This is a genomic window from Micromonospora sp. NPDC051924, assembly GCF_055586005.1.
This window is the reverse complement of record NZ_JBVJJA010000064.1, coordinates 13498-31721: the sequence shown is the minus strand read 5'-3', so window position 1 is coordinate 31721 and position 18224 is coordinate 13498. Positions and strand designations below refer to the sequence as shown.

Below are 18224 nucleotides of genomic sequence, written 5' to 3'. Positions count from 1 at the left end.
GTACTTCGCCGGGTCCGTCGGCGGCGCACCCTTGACTGTCCTGCGCCAGTACATCGAGCAGCAGAACCGGCCGGCTTAGAGCACGCTCGGGCCTAGCCGGCCCTCCCGCGCGGGCCTTCACCCCCGCCCTAAAGGGCGGAGCACTGGCCCGCATCCCGGTAGCGCCAGCACCGCGACCGGCGAGAGCGGCCGGCGCACCGTGACCACCGATGCCTCGGCCGCTCCTGTCGGCCGGTACGTACACCGTCACCAGCGTCGGCTACGGCTATCGCACGGCCACGGAGAGTCTCACCGTCACCAACCGCCAGGCCCTCTCCCACGACGTCGCGCTGGACGCCGTTCCCCGGCCGTGGCCGGACCGTGTACGACGTGACGGCCGGGTCTGCGCCGACTTCGAACACCGCCCAGTAGCGGGCCAGTTTCGCGTCGCGCTCGGCGATGGTGCGACGCCTCTGTAGCGGCCCGAAGCCTGGCCGTACCCGGCCAATCAGGCGGCGCCCGCGGCTAGCAGCGTGTCGGCTGCGGGCGTCCGTATGTTCAGCACCGCGTGTCCCGACCGGTGTGCGGTGATGAGGCCGGCTGCCCGGAGCGCGCTCAGGTGTTGCGAGACGCCGCCGGCCGACATACCCATACGCCGGGCGAGGCTCGTTGTTGACAGTGGTACGGCCAGCTCGACGAGCAGCTGAGCGCGGCTCTTGCCGATGACCGCGGCGAGCGCCTCCGGAGCCGGTGCAGCGCTCTCCCACAGCGTCGCGATCCCCCGCGCCGGATACGCGAGCTGCGGGTTCTCCGCCGAGGTGACGGTACGCACGGCGGGCCACACGAAGACGGCCGGGACGATGAGCAGCCCGTTGCCGCTGAGCGGGACCTCACCGCCGCACATCCTGTGGGCGATCGACAACGTGTCGTCCTGCCAGCCAATGGTGTCGTGCAGCCGGTTGAGCAGCCCGAAGGCGCCTTCCTCGGCGAGCAGCCGCGCCCGGTGGAAGACCTCCGCCTCGAGCAGGGCCTTCATCCGAGGCCAGTGCTCGGCGAGGGCGATCGTCCAATAAGTTCGAATCTCGGTGGCGAGACGGGGCAACCCCGAGGCCGGGTCGTCATACAGCCGCTGAACCTCTGCGGTCCGAGGCGCCTCGATCAGATCGAGCTCTGCGCGTACCACATCGTGGGGCGTGGCGAGCAGGACCTCCATCTCGTCCGCCAAGACCGGGTTGAGCGTGGCCGAGGGCGGGGTGAGGAAGTCGGGCATATAGCGTGGGCCGGGCGGAATGAGACCGGCGAGTAGGCTGCCGGGGCCGAGACCGGCCGCGCGAACCTCGGGCAGCACACGGTCGACCCATGGACGCTGGACGACATGGTTCTCCGGGGCCTGCAGGACGTGGTAGCTGGACGCGACCTCCCACAGGCAGGACAGGGCGAAGCGGATCCGGGCCAAATCCCCGGTGGAGAACTCCAGCGTGAGCACGGCTACCCCCTCAACATTCGGCTGGGGCTAAAAAAGTACTCCGCAAGATCGGGTCGGCCGAGGCTAGCGGCATGACAACGACCACGGCCCTCGCCCCCAGCCGCGCCGAGAACGCGCTCTTCGGCGGCCTTCCCCGCACGTTCTGGATCGTCGCCGCTGGGACCCTGGCCAACCGGATCGGCACCATGGTCGTGCCGTTCCTGGTCTTCTTCCTCGGCGCCAAGGGTGTCTCCGCCGCATCCACCGGCACGATCGTCGTGGCGCTCGGGCTGGGCGGCGCGGCCGGGTCGGTGGCGGGCGGCTGGCTTGCCGACCGTGTCGGGCCGCGGACGGCACTCATCGTGGGCCTGGCCGCCGCGCCGGCCGCGCTCGGCGCCCTCTATGTCGCGCCGACCATGGCCTTGATGACGGTCGGCGCGATTCTGGTCGGGGTCACCGGCAAGCTCTACCCGCCCGCCGCGAACGCCCTGGTCGCCGCGTCGGTCACCGGCGAGCGCCGGACCCGCGCGTTCAGCCTGATGCACTGGGCGTTCAACATCGGTGCGGCGGGCGCGGCGGCGATGGCCGGCTTCCTCGCCGCCCGCGGCTACGCACTGCTCTTCGCGATCGACGCGGTGACGTGCCTGATCTTCGCGGTCATTGCTGCCGTGGGCATCCCACGGGTGCCTCGCGCGCGGGTTTCCCAGGAGCGGGGTGGCTACCGCGTCTTGTTCGCCGACCGGCTCATGCTCGTCTTCATCATGCTCAGCTTCGCCCAAGAGGTCGTTTACAGTCTGACCGAGTACGCCATCCCGCTCTCGATCCGCCTCGACGACCTCAGCCCGGCCGTGTTCGGCGCGGTCGCCGTCGTCAACGCGGTCCTCGTCGTGGTGCTGCAGCCGGTCCTCTATCCGCGCCTGGCCCGGTTTGGCCGTCTGCACGTGCTCGCCGGGGCCTGGGCCGTCGTCGGCATCGGCATCGCGACCACCGGCCTCGTTCACACCCCCATCGGGTACGCGCTCAGCGCAGTCATCTGGTCCGTTGGTGAGGTGGCCGGAGGCGTCGTGGCCGGCGGCATCGCCGCGGACCTCGCCCCGGCCCACGCGCAGGGGCGCTACCAGGGCGCGATGATGTGGGCCGGATCCCTGGCCCGGTTGGCCGGACCGGCCCTGACGACGGCCCTGTTCGCCTCGGTCGGCCCGGCCGCGCTGTGGTGGTCGTCGGCGCTGACAGGCGTGCTGGGCGCGCTGATCCTGATGCGGTTGCTGCCAGTCCTTCACCGCCGCCTTGCCCACACCCTCTAACGGCAGATCGGGATGTTGAGGCTTGAGACCTGCAAGATCAAAGTGGTTCGGCGAACGCGCGGCGGTCGGTGCCGCGGCGGCGACGCCCGCTACGGCTTGTCGGGCAGCCCGGCGGCGAGGTACTACCGGTTACGGGCGCCGGTGTGGCGGGCGGTCGCCTCGGATTGTGCTCGCCCTGGATACGGCCGACATAGCGCCAGCCGCCACCGTCGGGGATGTGGTCGAGCGTTTGAGGTCGACGTGCAGCATCGCGCTGATCATGCTCGCATCGGCGCGCGGGTTCCCCGGTGCGCCGGCCGACGTGCGACAGCCGGTCGACCCGGCATCGGGCCAACACCGCGGACCGATCGGCCATCCCTTCGGGCCCGAGCTCGGCACAGCGCACCACCCGGCGTTTCGCCGTCGCCCAGGACACGTCATAGCGTTCCGCGATCGCTCAGGCCACCCCTCCCAGCCCGATACACAGTGGTGCAGTCAAGCGGGCTCAGGGTTTCTGCAGCGGCCGGAAAGTGGCCCGCAACTCGGTGGCGAAGAGCTCCGGCTCCTCCCAGGCGGCGAAGTGGCCGCCCTTGCCGACCTCGTTGAAGTACGAGAGGTTGGGGTAGACCGTTTCGACCCAGCTGCGCGGGGCAGCCCACAGCTCGCCGGGGAACGTCGTGAAGCCGACCGGAACCGAGACCGGCGGAGGAGCCTGGCCAGCCGCTTGGGCTGCGGCCAAAAACCGTCCAAATTCCCAGTACCACCGGGCGGCCGAGGCCCCGGTGCCCGTCAGCCAGTACAGCGTGATGTTGTCGACGACAGTGTCCCGGGTGAGGCCGCCCACGGGCTCACCGTCGACGAACGCGCGCGCGATCTTGTAGTAGCTGTCCGTATCGTGGTCGAGCATCCAGGCCGCCAGCCCGACGGGTGAATCCAGCAGGGAGTAGCCGATCGTCTGCGGCCGGGTGGACTGCTCCAGGAAGTAGCCGAAGCCGTCCTTCGTGAACGTGTCGAGCGCGTCGTGCGCCGCGTGTTCCTGCTCGGACTTCGCCGGCAGCTGGTCCTTGATACCGATCGCCCCGGCGAGAAAGTTGACGTGGATGCCGAGCAACCCCTCGGGTCCTTGGCGGCCCATCGCGTCCGTGACGGCGGCGCCCACGTCGCCGCCCTGGGCGACGTAGCGCGTGTAGCCGAGGCGGTCCATCAGCTCCGCCCACGCCCGAGCGATGCGGCCGTTCTCCCAGCCGAGCTCGGTCGGCTCGCCGGAGAAGCCATAGCCGGGCAAGGAGGGCAGCACCAGGTGGAAGGCGTCCTCGGCCCGCCCGCCGTGCGCGGTCGGGTCGGTGAGCGGGCCGATGACCCCGAGCAGCTCGACGACCGAGCCTGGCCAACCGTGCGTCATGATCAACGGTAGGGCGTTCTCGTGCTGCGACCGCACGTGGATGAAGTGGATCTCGACGCCGTCGATGTAGGTCGTGTACTGCGGCAGGGCGTTCAGCTTCGCCTCGAACGCGCGCCAGTCGTGATCGGTCGTCCAGTAGCGGGCCAGCTCCTGGACCGTCGCCAGCTGCACGCCCTGGGAACGATCGGGGACCAGCTCTCGCGTGGGCCAGCGCGTGGCCGCGATCCGGCGACGCAGGTCGGCAATCGCTTCCTCCGGCGCATCGAGCCGGAACGATCGGATTTCATTGCCGTCGGACATGTCCTCCACCTGCCGCTTCGGGTCGGCCGGCGCCGGGCGCCGGCGGGGCTGGCACCCGGCCAGTCTCGCACCGGCCCGGCGACCGGCGGACCGGAACGCGATTTCGCGCCTGGGGCCGGCCTGGACCCGCCTACTGACTTGTGCCCACCGGGCGCGGAGCGGCCTCAACTTCACCGAGCGGAGTTTCGGTGTACGCGGTGCCGTCGGCACCTCGGACCGCGGGCACACCGCCGCGAGCCTGCTGCGACCCCGAGGACGTCGACTGGGACCGACTCTTCGGCACCCTGGGGGTGCGCTGGCTGCACACCGGGGACATCTACGCCGCGCTGTCCGCCACCAACCCCGACACCATCGAGGCGGCGACGCAGGCCGCCCGCCGGCACGGCACGATCATCTCGTACGACCTGAACTACCGGCCCAGACTGTGGCAGGCGATCGGCGGGCAGGCGCGGGCTCGGGAGGTCAACCAGCGGCTCGCCCGCTACGTCGACGTGATGATCGGCAACGAGGAGGACTTCACCGCGTCGCTGGGCTTCGAGGTGCCCGACACCGACGCGTGGAGTACGACAACTTCGCCGTGGTGGCCACCACCCTGCGAACGGTCCGCAGCGCGACGGTCAACGACTGGGGTGCGATCGCCTGGTCGGTCGAGAGCGGGTCCGTCGAGGCTCCGACGACGGACGCATACCCGAACGGTACCGTGCCGGCCGCACCAGCTTTCGAATTGACCAGAAGAAGGACCTGGAATGGAGGGTGGCAGCACCGGGGGCCACGTTAGTGCGTTCGCGCACGCCCTTGCGCCGCGCGTTGTTCCGTTGCGGGATCGTCAATCGGTCCGGGTGCGGAGGCTGCGTGCCAGGGTGGGGATCATCACCGTCGCTGGGACGAGGTGTAGTCCGAGGAGGGTGGTGGTGGCGGCGGTGTTTGCCCCGGAGAGGAGGGGCGGGATCAATGAGATCGCGGTTAGCGACACCGCCGTCCACACGAATCGCTCGGCGGGGCGAGCGCTCCAGCGAAGAAGAGCGACGGCTATGACGATGCCGACGACCGAGAAGAAGCCGGTCACCACGGCGAACCCGGGCAACGGGATCGTCTCGCCACCATCGGGGACCTCGAAGTCGACGCCAACGGCCTGGGCGAGCGCAGCGGCGAGGGTGGTGGCCACCATCGCTGCGAGCGTGGCGATGAAGCCGGTGCCGGCGAGCCCGCGGAGTCGGTGGGTGTGGCTGGTCTGGCCCGATGCTGGGCCTGCGACGACCCCGGTGTCATTCATGCTGTTCATGTCGTTCCTCCGTCATTCGGTAACTGGCGTACGGGGTGCGTTGACTGGAATGTGACCGTCGTGGCCCTCGGGGTGACGATGCGTACCGTCGCCGTGCGACGGCCGGGGTTGCGCAGGGCGCGGACGCCGGTGCCGCGGAACCAGAACCCGGCGCCGCGCCCGAGGACCGGCCCCGGCTCGCCGTCGCGCAGCTCAAGCTGCACCCGCCCGCGGGTGACGACGGCGAACGCGTCGTCCCACTCCGCGGCGACCACCGCGACACGCGCGCCACCGCGCAGCGCGAGCGTCCACACCGGGACTACTCCGTGCCGTCCGCCGGCAGGCGCTCCGGCAGCGCGAGCCGCGGGAACTGGTCGTCGTGGAAGATGACGATCTCGGTGATCGCTCCGCCGGTGACGCGCAGGACGTCGATCGTCAGCGGCAGGTATGCGCCCTCCCGCTTCCGCCAGTGGTAGAAGGCGACGGCGGGCTGCCGGTTCACGGCGGTGGGGACGGCACGCAGACCCGTCATGCCTTCGAAGCCGTCCTCGATCCAGCTGTTCACGACCACGTCGCGGCCGACGTACAGGCCCGGCGTGGGCGGCATCGAGCAGCGGACGTCGTCGCGCAGCATCGAGGTGAGCGCCGGGATGTCCGTGGCGACGCTGGCGTCGGTGAAGCGGCGCACCAGCTCCCGCGTCGCGGCGTCCTCCTCGCCGCCGGTCCAGTCCTGCCGCTCGGCGGGCAGGTGCTCCCGCATGCCGGCGCGGGCCCGCTGCAGCGCGCTGTTCACGGAGTTGACGGAGTCCCCGAGGAGCTCCGCGACGTCCTTCGCCGGCCAGCCGAGCACGTCCCGCAGGATCAGCACGGCCCGCGGGCGCGGCGCGAGGTGCTGGACCGCCACCAGGTACGCCAGCTCGATCGTCTCCCGCGCGACCGCGACGGTCTCCGGCTCATCCGCGTCGCCCGCGGGCAGCTCGTCGAGCAACCGGTCCGGATAGGGCTGCAGCCACCGCACCTCGCCGCCGGTCGCAGGCTCCGGGCGGCACTTGGCGAGCAGGTCCAGGCAGGCGTTGGTCGCGATCCGGTACAGCCAGGCCCGGAACGTCGACCGGCCCTCGAAGGTCTCCCGCCGCCGCCAGGCACGCAGGAACGTCTCCTGCACGGTGTCCTCGGCGTCCTCGAACGACCCGAGCATCCGGTAGCAGTGCACGTGCAGCTCCCGCCGGTGCCGCTCCGCCAGCCCCGAGAACGCCGACTCGTCGACCTCGCCCAGACCGCTCACGCCCAGCTCCTCCAGTCGCGTGTCCGCACTCATCACGTCATCCTTCCGTCTCCTCGTGTCCCGTCGTAGGTGTGACGGGTGCGGGCGCGACTACTCATCACCCAGTCGGCATGGCTGATCCAGTGAGCGCTTGTCACCCTTGGCAGGTCGGGTTTTCGACGTGGTGGAGAACGAGGATGGCCGGCACCATTGCGGTCGTCCGGGAGGCGCTGCAGCGCAACTTGGTCAGGATTTTCAGGTCCTGAGGGTGGCGACGGCGCGTTCGCCCCAGCAGCGGAGCCGGGCGAGGGGCCTTGTTCACGGCCTTCTGCCGGCTCGACAGCTTCGGCCGGTAGCGGTGCCGCTTGAACGGGTACGCACGGAACCGCCGGCGCGTTGATACGCCTTGTCCGCGAAGGCCATCACGTCAGCGTTGGTCAACGCGGCGATGATTTCGCGCAGCAGCAGGTCGTGTGCCGAGGCGGGAAGTGCCGCCGGCGTCCAGGCGAGGCGTCCGGCCGCATTGGCGATTACCTGCAACCTTCATCCCGTGCCGTCGGTGCTTCCCGGAGTAGTACGGCTTCTGATCGTGCACGCGGTCTTTCGAGATCAGCGTGCCGTCGAGGATGACGTAGGCCAGCAGCCGGATCCTGGTCATCGCCTGGTGCAGGTCGTTGGCGGTCACGGCGAGCAAGGTGATCGCCTCGCGAATATATGGGCCAGGCGGTGGCAATCTGGGCCTGGTATCCGGCGGCCAGGCGGGTGAGGGTGTCGCCGTTGCGCAGGCGGGCCAGGGCCGAGCAGGGGCCTGCCGGCCGGGGTCGAGTCGGCGCTTGTCTTTCCGGGAGCCTCGCCTGACCCGGCTACCGACTTTCACCACGCCACTGAACCGAACCATCAGGTTGGAAATGGCTCTTTGATCATCGCCCACGGGCCACGGGCCAAAGATTTGATAAGCGGCCCAGGGTCTGCCCGAGCCGCCGAAGACGGAAATATGCCGTTGAACGCTCGCATCCGCCGCGGCCTGCGGGCGGATGTGCAACAGGGGCATCGCGTAGTCGGATTGCTCCTGGGGTTCACCGTTGCTGCGGTGGTATCCGATGGTCCGGTCCAGATCCCGTGTCCAGTCCGCGATCGCGGCGAACGTGACTGCGCCGGCCAGCACCGCGCACACCACCATTGCAACGGGTAACCTGGGCGCGGGACCCGTCCGAAGGCGATCGGGTCGACCCCGTTAGGTTTCGCTGCCAGGTCCGGTCTGTTCTTCAGGGCCCGGCACCGGTCGGGCTCGACATCGACTGAGGAGACAGACATGGCGGTAGGAGTGTTTGCGGGCATCCCGGTGCGCGACTATGACAGCGCCCTGGAGTGGTACAAGCGGCTGCTCGGTGCCGAACCGGCCTTCTACCCGAACGAGATCGAAGCGGTCTGGCAGTTGGCCGAGGATCGGTACGTGTACATCATCCAGGATCCCGACCGGGCCGGCGGAGCTGTCAGCATGATTTGGGTCGACGACCCAGTCGCCGAGGTTGCGAGGATCTCCGGACGGGGCCTGGAGCCCGTCGACGTTGAGAAGCACGACTCGGTCTGGAAGTACGTTTTCCACGACAGCGACGGCAACGAGACCGGAATCGGCGGAGAGGTCTCGACGACCGGATGATCACTGGCCCCGCGCTGCAGGCGTGGTGACCTCGGACCACTCTTCCCCGTCCCTTCGTAGTTTCAATCGGGCTGCTGGTTCGGGTCGACGCCGAGGCGCTGTCGACGGTGCTGACCGGCTGGCTACGCTCGCGGATCACCGTCACGCCGGCGCAGGATCGTCGGTCGAGGTTGGTGATCGCCGTCGACGACAAGGCCTTGCGCGGGCGCAGCTGCCCGATGGCGGACACGTACACCTGCTGTCCGCGTACGACACCAGCACCGGTCTGGTCCAGGCACAGGTGCGGATCGCGGCGAAGTCCAACGAGATCCCCGCGTTCACACCGCTGCTGGACCGGGTCAGGCTCAGCTCGGTGACCTGGTCGGGGCGGTGATCGTCGCTGATGCGTTGCACGCCCAGACCGCCCACGCCCGCGATGTCGCCGCCCGCGGCGCGCACCTGATGGTCACCGTGAAGGCGAACCAGCCAACCTTGCACGCCCACCTCAATGGACTGCCCTGGGCCGAAGGGCCCGGTCGGGCACCGTCACCGCGACACCGGGCACGACCGGCGGGGAACCCGCGCCGTCAAAGCCAGCACCGGCAAGGCCAAGACCAGCCGCGAAACGACGTACATGGTCGTGTCACTACCCGCCGACCAAGCAACGGTGAACCCAACATCGCCAGAGCCACCAGACGCGCCAACCGCCGACCCAACGACCTCATCGACACCGTGACCAGGAGCAATCCGACTACCAATGACCCTGGGATGTGCAACGAGTGGGCAAGGACGACCCTTATGATCTTGGCTGTGGATCGCGAAACATTCTGGGAGGTCGTGGAGCGGTCACGCGCCGCCGTGGGTGAGACCGTCACGGCCGGGGCGGCCGAGGCGGTCGCGCGACAGTTGATCACACAGCTCACCGCCCTGGGCCCGTCGGCGGCAGTCCAGTTCCAGCAGGCCTACGACACCCTTCAGCAGGAGGCGTATCGATGGGACCTGTGGGCGGCGGCCTATCTCATGCGGGATGGATGCTCCGACCACGGCTTCGACTATTTCCGTGGCTGGCTGGTCGCACAGGGCCGAACCGTCTGGGAACGGGCGCTCGCTGACCCGGACTCGCTCGCTGACGTCGGCGTCGACCCGGACGACGACACGGTCGAGTGTGAGCACGTCCTCGCAGCCGGGAGCAATGCCTATGCCGCGATGACCGGCGACGACGAGGCGTTCTGGGAAGCCCTGGACGCCGCCCGTCGCGACCGTCCTGAAGCCGGACCCCACGGCCCGGCCGGCGAGAACTTCGACTTCGACGACGATGAGCAGATGCGCGCCCACCTGCCGCGCCTCGCCGCCATCTACTGCCCGCCAGAGTAGTTTCAGCGCATCCGCCACGGTGGCCAACTCCATCAACCTCGTGGCAGGCGACGACATCACACGGCTGGAGAGCACCGCGCTCCTGGCCGGTCACCGAAGGACTCGGCTCCAGCGTTCTGGGTGCCCAGCGCGATGCGATCGAGTCGAAGGCAGCCGACCCCGGCCGACGGAGTGCCCGCGCCCGCAGGCGATGATCGTGCGATGGGTATTCCAGGATCCCTGCGCGAATCTCTGCACGACCCGGCGTTCTGGGCGCGGTACACCTTCGCCGCGGAGGACGGCCCCGGCGCCGATCGGCTCGGCGCCCTCGAAGAGCTGCTCGACGAGGACGACGATGACGATGACGAGCGGGACAACCCGGTCCACGTCACCCTCGACGTCGGCGGCGGCCATCGCATCCTGCTCGACGTCGACACGCGGCTCGGCTCGTACGAATTGGGGATCGCCGGGCCCGGTTCCGTCGAGTGGACTGGGCTGGGCTGGGACGATCTGGCGCACTGGCACCCGTACGCGCTGCGCTGGTCGGAACTCGACCTGATCTGCCGGGCAATCGCCGTACGGGATCCGCTGCTGTCGCACCCCGGGGCGCCGATGGCCTTGCTATGCCGGTTCGCCGCGGTCTTCGACGACGACGACGTGGACGCCGCCGCTGCCGCCGTGGACGCGGCATACGTCGCACTGCGGCCCCGCGGCTGGGACGGCTATTGGCCCAGTGGCACCGACTGGCTCGAACGCGCCGACTTCCGTGGCCAGAAAGTGGTCTGGCACCGCGACGAAACAGGCAACCTGTGGGCCGAACAACACGACGACCACGACGTCGACTTCTACAGCACACGGGTAACACCGCCGGCGCCGGTCGAGGAGCATTTCCCGCATGCCCGGCTCCGGAATCTGCTGGCCGCAGCCGCGACCACGGTAGCGACCGGATCCCGCCCCTAACCCCTGCAACCAGCGCCTTCGCCCCCGTAGGGAAACGGCGGACGTGATACGGGTCGGACAGCGGACTGGGGGAGAGGACCTCGCCGCCGACCGCGCGTCGCACGACAACCCGAGTGCAAACGTAGACCGGACTCGTGTTGACTTTGCCGGTGGATCGTCAACGGCTCAGCAGCATCGCGCACTCGCACCACCCGATCGCGGCCCCGATCTCCGGTGTCAACCTCAACCGGCTCCTGCGCCGAGCAGACCGCCATCCGGCGGCTCGTGTCCTCGACCTCGGCTGCGGAGAGGGAGCCTGGGCGCTGCAGGCCCTCGCTCACTACCCCGACGGGCACGCGGACGGCGTGGATGTCAGCCCGTACGCCCTCGAACGCGCCGCCAGCGCCGCCGCTGAACGCGGCCTCGCCGACCGGCTCACACTGCATGAGCGCGACGCCCGGACGTACGTGCCAGACGGCGATTACGACCTGGTGCTGTGCGTCGGGTCGACACACGCGTTCGGCGGATTCGGCGAGACGCTGGAACTGGCCGGTCGGCATGTGAATGCCGGCGGCATCCTCATGGTCGGGGAGGGATTCTGGCAAGTCCCCCCGACTCCGGAGGCGCTCGCAGCGCTCACTGCGAAGCCTGAGGACTTCACCGACCTCGCCGGCCTCGTGGACACAGCCGAGCAGGCCGGCTGGACGTCGGTGTACGCCCATGTCAGCGACGCCGCCGAGTGGGACGACTACGAATGGTCGTGGATCGGCTCGCTCACCGAGTGGGCGCTGGACAATCCCGGCCACCCTGACGCTGCCGAGGCACTCACCGTCGCCCGCGAGCACCGCGATCAGTGGTTGCGCGGGTACCGCAACGTTCTGGGCTTCGTGACGATGGTGCTACGCCGTATCTGATCGTGGTGCGGTTTCACTCTCATACGGCTGGCTCGGCGAGATCGAGGACATCGACCTCACCCTGACCTTCCTGCGCGACAAGCGTGCCGAGGCGCGCCGGGTTCAGCGGCGAGAGTGGATCCACCTCGGCCTACCAGCCGTCGGCTCCTAAAGCGGATCATGGCACCAACACGAGCCGGACCTTCGCCGACGTCAATCCGAAGACGCGCCGCCCCGACCGGCCGGTACCGCCGCGATCGGGGCGGTTGTGCATTCGCCGGCCACCGTCGTTCCGCGAGCATCTGCGGACGGTGGGCGGGAGATCGAGGGGTGAGGCTCAGCCGGCTGCGGTGGGCGAAGGCGTTGCGCTGCCGCCCTGCGGCGCCCCGGCCGTCATCAGCCGGACGATCTCGGCCCGGTCCGTCGCCGACGGCAGACCCCACCCCGGCCGGTACCCGTACACCTCGCGCAGTGGGGTGGAGGCGGTCCGCCCGTCGAGGATCTCCACCGCGTCGGTGTCGATCAGCCCTGGGTGTTCCACCCCGCACGCCTCGGCAACCTTCAGCAGGTCCCGCCGAAGCGTGCGAATGTAGTTGGCGGCCCGCGCGGCCTTGAGGGTCGGGTCGAGGCCGCGAGCCAGCCACGGGTTCTGGGTGGCGACGCCGGTGGGGCACGTGTCGGTGTGGCACTTCTGCGCCTGGATGCAGCCGATCGACAGCATCGCCTCCCGGCCGACGTTGACCATGTCGCAGCCGAGCGCGAACGCGACGACTGCGTTGTCCGGCAGGCCGAGCTTGCCGGCGCCGATGAAGACCGTCTGCTCGTGCAGATTCTTCTCTGCGAACGTCCGGTAGACCCGGGTGAAGCCCTGCTGGAACGGCAGCGACACCGAGTCGGTGAAGATCAGCGGCGCGGCGCCGGTGCCGCCTTCGCCACCGTCGATGTTCACGAAGTCCACGCCGCGCCCGGTGTCCCGCATCAGCGTGGTCAGCTCGTCCCAGAAGCCGAGGTCGCCGACGGCGGATTTGATGCCGACCGGTAGTCCGGTCTCGGCGGCGAGCAGTTCCACCCAGTCGAGCAGGCTGTCGCAGTCGGAGAACTCGGCGTGCCGGGACGGGCTGACGCAGTCCTGACCGGGTGCGATGCCGCGGGTCGCCGCGATCTCCGCCGACACCTTCGCCGCCGGCAGCAGACCGCCGAGGCTTGGTTTCGCGCCCTGGCTCAGCTTGATCTCCAGCGCCCGTACCGGCGCCCCGGCGGCCAGGTCCTTCAGCCGTTTCAGACTGAACCGCCCGCGCTCGTCGCGGCACCCGAAGTACGCGGTGCCGATCTGGAACACCAGCTCACCGCCGTTTCGGTGGTAGGGCGACAGCCCACCCTCGCCGGTGTTGTGCAGGCAACCGGCCAGCGCGGCGCCCCGGTTGAGCGCCTCCACCGCCCGGCCGGAGAGCGAGCCGAAGCTCATCCCGGAGATGTTGACCACCGAGCCGGGCCGGAACGCCAGCGGCCGTCCTCGGGCAGCGCCGAGCACCTTGGCGCAGGGCAGCTCCACCTCATGCCCGGCGGTCGGCGACGACGGCGGCACGGCTCGTCCGAACGTGCGGTGCTTGATGATCGGATACCCCGGCGTGTACTCGATGTCGTTATCGGTGCCGAAGCCGAAGTAGTTGTTCTCCTTCTTGGCCGAGGCGTAGATCCAGCGCCGCTGGTCCCGGGTGAACGGCCGCTCCTCGTTGTTGCCGGCCACGATGTACTGCCGCAGCTCCGGCCCGATCGCCTCGAGCAGGTATCGGGCCCGCCCGATCACTGGGAAGTTGCGCAGCAGCGCGTGGTCGCGCTGCAGGAGGTCGCGGGCGGCGAGCGCGGCGACGGCGGCGGAGATGACGGGTACGGCGCGGCTGGCCCACTTCATGCCCGCCACTCTTTCCGCAAGCCGCACCGCCGAAACGCCTGCGGCTCGCGGCCGAGAGTGGTCAACAACGACCGGTCGCTTCGTCGGTCCGCGGGTCGGTCCCATCGCCACCTCCGTCGCGGTGGACCTTCCAGCACCTCGAACTCGTCATCCACCTGGGCGGTGGCCTGCCGACCAGCGGCCGCGCCGGTGAACCGCCGCGAACCAGTAGCAGCGCGCGGCGGCCGGTCGTCTGTAGCGCTTGCCGGCTCCCGCGTCGCCGCAGGTCGTCCACTACCCCGGTGGGCCAGATCGCGGTCGGTCTATGGACGCATGGTCAACTGGCCGGCATGCATGTGCCACCCCGGCGGGGCGAATCGGGTGCGCAAACTGGGCGCTCGGTCCGCCCGGCCCGGCGGAGACCCGATCTCCGGTCTGCTGCCTGGCCCACCAGCGCCGCCACGGCGAGTGCTGCGACGAGGAGACAGGGGCCGAGCCAGCCCAGCGGCGCATACAACCGGGCGCCCAGAAAGGAACCCGCGCTGCCGGCCAGATAGGCGCAGGTCATGTAGGCGGAGTACAGGCGACTACCGGCAGCGGAGCTGATGGCATAGATCCGCACGCCGTTGGCGACCATGCCGGACTGCATCGCCACGTCCAGGAGCAACAGCCCGGCTGTCAGCCAGATCAGCCCACCGGCGCCGCCGCTGCCGCCGACGGCGAGCACGATCGCCGAGCCGGCCACCCCGGCCAGCGTCACCCGGTTCACCGCGTCCGGACCGTACCGGTCCACCAGCCGGCCGGCGATAGGCGTACATACCATGGTGGCCGCGTTGACCAGGGCCAGCAGGCCCACCACCCGGGTATCGAGCCGGTACGCCGGTCCGGTCACCAGCATCGCCACGCAGGTCCACACCGCGGAGAACCCGGCGAACGCCGCCGCCTGATACCAGCACGACCGTCGTAGCATCGGTTGGCTGCGTAGCAGCCGCAGTGGCTCGGTGACCAGACCGCGATACGTCTGCCGCGACGTCGGAATGGTCGTGGGCAGCGTCCACGCCAGCATCAGCGCCATCGCCAAGGTCAGCGCCGCCGCGATCAGATACGGGGACCGCCAGCCGAGCGACTGGCCGACCATGCCACCGAACGCCCGTGACACCAGCATCCCGGCGGTCGACCCGCTCAGCAGCGTTCCGCTGACCACACCGCGCCGGCCCGCCGGCACCAGACGGGCCGCCAGCGGGCCGCTTATCGGGGCGGCGACCGCGGCGGTGCCGGCGAGCAGGCTGGCCCCGGCCAGCGCCGGCAGCCCGGGGCTCAGGCTGGCGCCCAGCAGCGCCAGGGTGGTCGCGGCGAGCAGGGTCACCAGCAGCGGCCGGTGCGGAATCCGGTCACCCAGCGGCACCACCAGGAAGATTCCGAGGGCGTACCCGGCCTGCGTCGCGGTCACCACGCCAGCGGCGGCACCGGCCGAGACGTCCAGCCCGGCGGCGACCAGCGGGCTGACCGCCTGCGGGAAGTAGACGGTGCCAACGGCCACGCCGCAGGCCACCGCGAGAATTCCGACCAACCGGCCGGTCTTGTTCGTCGTCACGCTGGCAGTCCATGCCAGCTCGACCCGATGCGGAATCGATGTAGGCTCTCCCTTAATGATCAGTTACGAGCTCGGTGTCGAAGACCTCGCCGACAGTCGCTTCACCTTCTCGCCCATCAACGAGACGGTGCTCAGCCTCCGCGTGCTACGCGACCCGGGCGTACACGCGCTGCACCTGCCCTGGCGCCGGACCGTCCTGGAGCAGCTCGACCCCGCCGACGTCAGCCTGCTACTACTCCTGGTCGGACCACGGCTGACCCTCCCGGACTTCCTCACCCCGCGGTCGGCCGCCTTCGACCCCTCCTTCGACGACGAACTCGCCGGCCTGCTCGCCGCACCGGTCGACGTCATCCGTCGGGATATGGCCGCGGCGTACGCGCCGAGCCGGCCACCGACATCATTACGCGCCGACGACGACCGCGACATCGCCGCGCTGCGCGACCGCATCGGTGCCGCGCTGCGCCGGTACTGGGCCATCGCGATCAAACCGGCCTGGCCGCAGATCCGCCTGATCCTCGAAGCGGACATGACCTACCGCGCCCGCCAGCTGGCCGTCGGCGGCGCCCGGCTCCTGTTCGCCGACATGCACCCGCACGTACGCTGGCACAACGGGGTGCTGTCGATCGACCGCATGATCAGCGACTTCCGGGTGGCGTCGGCCGGCCGCGGATTGCTGCTCATGCCATCAGTGTTCGCTCACAAACCGGCCGGACCTGTCACCGCGGACATGCCGCCGTCGCTGACCTACCCGAGCCGCGGCGTGGCAACCCTCTGGGCGCCGCCGGCCCCCAACCAGGCCGCGCTCGCGTCACTGGTCGGCCCGGCCAAGGCCCGGCTGCTCGGCCTGCTCGGCGAGCCGCTGCCCACGGCCGAGATTGCCCGCCGGCTCAGAGTCAGCCCCAGCGCCGTGTCGCAGACGCTGCAGGTGTTGTACGCCAACGGGCTGGTCACCCGCGCGCGCAGCGGCCGGCAGGTGCTCTACCGCCGCACCGCGCTGGGTGACCAACTCATCGGTAGCGGCACCAACGACCATTGCGGAGGGTGATGCGTGGGAGAGACTGCCGGGAGCACCGTGACCTACCGAGGTGTCGCACCCGGCGTCGACCTCGGGCCTGGCGGATCCCCGCAACCAACGATCACCCGTAAAGCGACAGCCACGCCATCGCGGCGATTGTGCCCGCTCACCGGCAGATCCGCACCGCGAGCCGCGAGCCGTCACATAACCCTGCGTAGCGCGCGGATCGCGGCAGGAGCGGATGCTCGCGCGATGCAGCTGGGCCGATGTCGCAGCCGGTGGCTTTTCGACAGGTTTGCCAGGCTGTGGAGTTGAGAGGGTCCGCAGCCGGAAAGGATTCGTGAATCCTTTCGCTCGCTGAGCACTCTTATGGGAGTGCTGGTCAGCCGGACCGGCGTGGGGGAGGTTTTCGTGACTGTCTGGATCGTTGCTGGTGTGGCCGTCGCCTTGCTGGTGTGCAGTTGTGTGGTGTTGCTGCGGCGTCGTGCCCGGTCGCGTGGCTAGGTCGTCGTGGCCGGGCGAACAGGTCGTCGCCGCGGCGCAGGCCGGTGACGAGGCGTCGATCACGGCGCTCGTCTCGGCCTCGCATCCGCACGTTCAACGGTTCGCCTACGCCCTGTGTGCGAGCGATCAGGATGCGGAGGACGCGGCGCAGGAGGCGCTCATCGTCCTGTTCGGCAAGATCGGTACGCTGCGGGCGACGGCGGCGCTGAGCTCGTGGATGTTCCAGATTGTCCGTAACGAGTGCATCCGCCGTGCGCGGGCGACGATGCGGCGCGCTGAGCCGGCCGCCGAGCCGACCACGATCTCGGCCGAGGAGGACGTGCTGCGCCGGCTGGAGGCGGAACGGGTGGCCGCCGCGATCGCGGCGCTGCCCGCCGACCAGCGCCATGTACTCGTCATGCGCGATGTCCAAGGCATGCCGGGCGGCGTGGTGGCCAAGCGGATGGGCCTGAGCACCGCCGCGATGAAGTCCCGGCTGCACCGGGCCCGCGCTGCCGTCCGCGCGGAACTGGACAGCCAAGACCGCTGAAGGGAACTGCGATGCAGCACTCGTTCACCAGTAGATCCGTGCCTGCGCACCTGGCCCGCGGCGTCCTAGGCTTCGGCCTGCTCATCGGCTCGGTGGCGTTGATGAAGGTCATCGGCCCGATCAGCCTGATCCTGTTCCCGGCTGGACTGGCGGCCTTGCGCGGTTGCCCCACCTGCTGGGCGATCGGCCTGGCCCAGACGATCTCACATGGCCGACTCAAAAGAACCTGCCAAGACGGCAGTTGCCGGATAGAACGTCAGTCACCGGGCGTGGACCGGCAGCGTCAGCACCAGGTCTCGACCAGCAGCGGCCACCTGTAACATTCCGTCGTTCTGCAGACCCGCGCATCTGACTCCAGTAGACAAGTCAGGGGTTTGCTCTGCTCGAAGTAGCGTTGCCCTCCCGGCTCGATGAACCAGCGTCCGGGTGCGCTCGCGGTCGTCAACCATCCGACCTGTGCGGGCCAGGCTCAGGGGTGGGGCAAGCTCGCGCAGCACCTGGCTGAGCTGGTCGATGCGGGACTGGGCCTCGGTGCGTAGCCGCCCGGCGAGTGCTTCCCAGTCCTGCCGGGTCGGCGCCTGCCCTGGCGGGAGCGCCGCGAGGGCTCGGCCCACCTCGGCCAAGGTGAGGCCGACCCGCTGGCACGCCTCGATCATCGCCAGGCGGCACATCACATCGCCGTGGTAACGGCGCTGGTTACCAGCCGTGCGGTCGCTGCTGATGAGGCCCTGCGCCTCATAGAACCGAATCGCTGACGCGGCGATGCCGCTGCGGTGCGCCACCTGACCGATGGTCAGGCCCGGCTGGTGCCAGTCGAAAGAGGTGTCGTGCTTCACGCCCCGAGTACCCGAGATTGACCTCAACAATTGTTGAGGTTCTACGGTCGGCTTCATCGAATTCACGAGAGTTCCCT

General features: G+C 69.7%; 17 protein-coding genes and 1 pseudogene. 9 read left to right on the top strand and 9 right to left on the bottom strand.

Going from position 1 to position 18224, the window contains the following annotated elements; translation table 11 throughout:
* Window positions 1-487 precede the first annotated feature (487 nt).
* Complete coding sequence (locus ACZ6S5_RS31780; protein ID WP_466005925.1) at window positions 488-1465, bottom strand: ArsR/SmtB family transcription factor; 978 nt, start codon at window positions 1463-1465, stop codon at window positions 488-490.
* A gap of 71 nt (window positions 1466-1536) precedes the next feature.
* Between ACZ6S5_RS31780 and ACZ6S5_RS31775 the strand changes: the two genes are divergently transcribed.
* Window positions 1537-2748 (top strand): MFS transporter, encoded by a 1212-nt coding sequence (locus ACZ6S5_RS31775; RefSeq protein WP_466005924.1) that lies wholly within the window; start codon window positions 1537-1539, stop codon window positions 2746-2748.
* Between the two features lie 484 nt (window positions 2749-3232).
* On the opposite strand, the gene ACZ6S5_RS31770 is transcribed toward ACZ6S5_RS31775, so the two are convergent.
* The gene (locus ACZ6S5_RS31770) at window positions 3233-4429 is read right to left on the bottom strand and encodes an epoxide hydrolase family protein (RefSeq protein WP_466005923.1); all 1197 of its coding nucleotides are present in this window, start codon (window positions 4427-4429) and stop codon (window positions 3233-3235) included.
* A 197-nt stretch (window positions 4430-4626) separates the two neighbouring features.
* Between ACZ6S5_RS31770 and ACZ6S5_RS31765 the strand changes: the two genes are divergently transcribed.
* Entirely contained in the window at window positions 4627-5157 is a 531-nt protein-coding gene (locus ACZ6S5_RS31765; protein WP_466005922.1) for a PfkB family carbohydrate kinase, read from the top strand.
* Between the two features lie 98 nt (window positions 5158-5255).
* Here the strand turns inward: ACZ6S5_RS31765 and ACZ6S5_RS31760 are convergent, their stop codons facing one another.
* From ACZ6S5_RS31760 to ACZ6S5_RS31745, 4 genes and pseudogenes are all read right to left on the bottom strand, one after another.
* Entirely contained in the window at window positions 5256-5711 is a 456-nt protein-coding gene (locus tag ACZ6S5_RS31760; RefSeq protein WP_466005921.1) for a DUF6069 family protein, read from the bottom strand.
* Window positions 5708-6004, bottom strand: coding sequence for a hypothetical protein (locus ACZ6S5_RS31755; RefSeq protein ID WP_466005920.1), 297 nt, complete (start codon window positions 6002-6004; stop codon window positions 5708-5710). Before ACZ6S5_RS31755 ends, ACZ6S5_RS31760 begins: the two co-directional genes overlap by 4 nt.
* Window positions 6005-6009: 5 nt before the next feature.
* On the bottom strand, window positions 6010-7008 hold the full coding sequence (locus tag ACZ6S5_RS31750; protein ID WP_466005919.1) for an RNA polymerase subunit sigma-70: 999 nt from the start codon (window positions 7006-7008) through the stop codon (window positions 6010-6012).
* A gap of 100 nt (window positions 7009-7108) precedes the next feature.
* Window positions 7109-7852, bottom strand: a pseudogene (locus ACZ6S5_RS31745) (transposase family protein).
* 414 nt (window positions 7853-8266) lie between these two features.
* Here ACZ6S5_RS31745 and ACZ6S5_RS31740 point away from each other — a divergent pair.
* The 4 genes from ACZ6S5_RS31740 to ACZ6S5_RS31725 all read left to right on the top strand — a co-directional run bounded on the left by ACZ6S5_RS31740 (window position 8267) and on the right by ACZ6S5_RS31725 (window position 11799).
* A complete protein-coding gene (locus ACZ6S5_RS31740) occupies window positions 8267-8614 on the top strand; it encodes a VOC family protein (protein ID WP_466005918.1) in 348 nt (115 codons plus the stop codon).
* A gap of 789 nt (window positions 8615-9403) precedes the next feature.
* Complete coding sequence (locus tag ACZ6S5_RS31735) at window positions 9404-9967, top strand: DUF4240 domain-containing protein (RefSeq protein WP_466005917.1); 564 nt, start codon at window positions 9404-9406, stop codon at window positions 9965-9967.
* Between the two features lie 120 nt (window positions 9968-10087).
* Window positions 10088-10906, top strand: a complete 819-nt coding sequence (locus ACZ6S5_RS31730; RefSeq protein ID WP_466005916.1) for a hypothetical protein — start codon at window positions 10088-10090, stop codon at window positions 10904-10906.
* A 134-nt stretch (window positions 10907-11040) separates the two neighbouring features.
* On the top strand, window positions 11041-11799 hold the full coding sequence (locus ACZ6S5_RS31725) for an SAM-dependent methyltransferase (protein WP_466005915.1): 759 nt from the start codon (window positions 11041-11043) through the stop codon (window positions 11797-11799).
* A 316-nt stretch (window positions 11800-12115) separates the two neighbouring features.
* On the opposite strand, the gene ACZ6S5_RS31720 is transcribed toward ACZ6S5_RS31725, so the two are convergent.
* Both ACZ6S5_RS31720 and ACZ6S5_RS31715 read right to left on the bottom strand, forming a co-directional pair.
* Window positions 12116-13690: an FMN-binding glutamate synthase family protein gene (locus ACZ6S5_RS31720; RefSeq protein ID WP_466005914.1), complete on the bottom strand. Its 1575-nt coding sequence runs from the start codon at window positions 13688-13690 to the stop codon at window positions 12116-12118.
* 316 nt (window positions 13691-14006) lie between these two features.
* A complete protein-coding gene (locus tag ACZ6S5_RS31715) occupies window positions 14007-15263 on the bottom strand; it encodes an MFS transporter (RefSeq protein WP_466005913.1) in 1257 nt (418 codons plus the stop codon).
* A gap of 55 nt (window positions 15264-15318) precedes the next feature.
* Here ACZ6S5_RS31715 and ACZ6S5_RS31710 point away from each other — a divergent pair, with 55 nt between their 5' ends.
* The 3 genes from ACZ6S5_RS31710 (at window position 15319) to ACZ6S5_RS31700 (ending at window position 17631) form a co-directional block, all read left to right on the top strand.
* Window positions 15319-16308 carry a winged helix-turn-helix domain-containing protein gene (locus ACZ6S5_RS31710; protein ID WP_466005912.1) on the top strand — a complete coding sequence of 330 codons (990 nt, stop codon included), beginning with the start codon at window positions 15319-15321 and terminating at the stop codon, window positions 16306-16308.
* 454 nt (window positions 16309-16762) lie between these two features.
* Complete coding sequence (locus tag ACZ6S5_RS31705) at window positions 16763-17311, top strand: RNA polymerase sigma factor (RefSeq protein WP_466005911.1); 549 nt, start codon at window positions 16763-16765, stop codon at window positions 17309-17311.
* Between the two features lie 11 nt (window positions 17312-17322).
* Complete coding sequence (locus tag ACZ6S5_RS31700) at window positions 17323-17631, top strand: hypothetical protein (protein ID WP_466005910.1); 309 nt, start codon at window positions 17323-17325, stop codon at window positions 17629-17631.
* Here ACZ6S5_RS31700 and soxR read toward each other — a convergent pair.
* Entirely contained in the window at window positions 17572-18147 is a 576-nt protein-coding gene (gene soxR, locus ACZ6S5_RS31695; protein ID WP_466005909.1) for a redox-sensitive transcriptional activator SoxR, read from the bottom strand. The two genes, ACZ6S5_RS31700 and soxR, sit on opposite strands and share 60 nt — an antisense overlap.
* Between the last annotated feature and the right edge of the window lie 77 nt (window positions 18148-18224).